The organism is Candidatus Protofrankia californiensis (assembly GCF_900634765.1).
Taxonomy (GTDB): Bacteria; Actinomycetota; Actinomycetes; order Frankiales; family Frankiaceae; genus Protofrankia; species Protofrankia californiensis.
In genome coordinates this window covers 1-1,924 of sequence record NZ_CAAAFT010000496.1, presented here as the reverse complement: position 1 = coordinate 1,924, position 1,924 = coordinate 1, and the positions used below count along the sequence as shown (strand labels likewise).

Annotated in this window: 2 protein-coding genes; both read left to right on the top strand. The window is 69.2% G+C overall.

Going from position 1 to position 1,924, the window contains the following annotated elements:
* A partial coding sequence (locus DD1DGNOD_RS25935) for a protein kinase domain-containing protein (RefSeq protein WP_165037051.1) occupies positions 1-1,479 on the top strand: 1,479 nt, incomplete at its 5' end.
* Positions 1,480-1,713: 234 nt separating this feature from the next.
* The coding region (locus tag DD1DGNOD_RS28450) for a hypothetical protein (protein WP_206443437.1) at positions 1,714-1,924 on the top strand (211 nt) is incomplete at its 3' end.

Here is a 1,924-nt window from a genome sequence, read left to right as displayed (position 1 = left end):
CTCGCCGTCCTTTCCGCGGTGCAGGCCGCCCACGACCAGGGGTTGCTGCACCGCGACATCAAACCCGGCAACGCGATGTTCGACAACCGCGGCGCGGTCAAGGTGACCGATTTCGGACTGGCCCGGGTCATCGGCGGGGAAACCACCCTCGCCTCGCGGGACGGCCGGTTCGTGATCGCCGGTACACCCGGGTACATGTCCCCGGAGCAGTCCCGCGGTGATTACCTGGACGTCCGCACCGACGTTTATTCGGCCACGGCGATGCTGTACTACCTGCTCATCGGACACCTTCCCTACCCAACCGACGGTGGGTTCCACCAGTTTCGGGCACGCCAGGAGGCGGCTGAGCCACCGCTGCCCGGCGACGAGGTACCGAGCGGGCTTGCCCAGCTTCTCATGCGTGGGCTGGCCCGGGATCCCGAACGCAGGCCGGCGACCGCCGAACGGCTCGCGGAGTTCGTCGCGGGCGCCGCGTCCGAGGCGTTCGGGCCCGGCTGGCTGGAGCGGTCAGGAGTGGCGGTACGAGACCTTTCCCCGGCGGTGCGGGCGGCCCTGGAATCGTCGGCTCGGCGCGGTCCGTTCACACGCGGCGAAGAGTTCGCGCTGTTGACCGACCTGGTGTCGGTTCTGCCCGGCGTGCCCGTGGACTATCCCTCGCCGGACATCGTCGATCTCGATCAGGCCTCCCTTGTCCCGGTGCCGGAGCTGGTGGGTTCAGGGTCGCGACCGGGTCGGGCACACCGCCGTGGCCCGTCGTCGGTTCCGGTTCGGCAGCTGACCGGGATCGCGCTGGTCGCGGCCGTGCTGGTGGTGCTGATCGCCGTGCTGTGGCCGTCCCCACGACCGGCCGTCAGCACTGATCCCGCTGACGCCGCCGCGGGCGTGCGGGTGGCCGGGGTCGCCCCGCCCGCGTCCGCGCGGATCGACCTGGCCGAGCCCGTGGAGATCAGCGGCACAGCCGCGGAATCGGGAACGATGACGGTGTTCCTGCGACTGTCCGTGGCGGGCATCCCGCTGGGTACCGCGACCGGCGAGCCGGTGACGGTGAACGCGGGCAAATCCTGGCAGGCGGACGTCACCGCTCCGCCGCTCACCCGGTGGATCGTGGGAGGAGCCGTCCACGGGCAGGTGAAGCTGGACCAGGTGAACACAAGCAGCGTCCAGGAGGTGACGATCGAGCCGGAGCAGGCACCGCTGGCCAGTGCCATGGGCGCCGGCGGTGTGCTGGCAGCTCTGTTCGCGCTCGCCTACCTGGAGTCGACCCGCCGGCTGCTGCGCAGCGGCGCCCGCCGGAGGTCCGCCGTGCTTGCCGCAGGCGCTCTCGGAGCCGTCCTCGGGCTTGGGGTGTGGCTGTCCGCGGCCACGTTGAGCCGGCACGTCCCGGTTGTCGCGGCAGGTGTCTGCTGTGCCCTGCTCGGTACGGCCGCCGCCACGGCCGCGGCGGTTGCAAGTCGCTCACGAGCCGGAGCCGGAAGCTGACCCGAGCTGCCGGTCGGACCCGGATCGGTGAGCAGGCGGGGTCTGGTTGAGCGGAGTCCCGGGTACGGCTGCGTGGCGCAGCGGCCATGCGCAAGCCCGCGCCGACTGCATGGCAACGTCACAGATGGTGCTCGATGGTAGGTTGGCTTACCATGTCGACCTTGGCAGCACAAAGTCGGTATGGACGTTGCGATCGCGGTCGTCAGAAGGTGGAGCTGCAATCCATGAAGCCAGATGTCCGGTTCTGAACTCGCCCGACGGTTGTTCGTCCCGGGGGAGCGATGGGGCTGGGAATACGTCGACCCCGGCGTGAATCCCCATCCTTACCGTGACCAGCCGCCAATATGGAACGAGCCACCCCCGCCGGACACCAAAAAATACGAGGACGATCTCACAAATCGTATACGTAGGCTTCCCAGAACCCTGGTCGTCTCCACCCTTATAT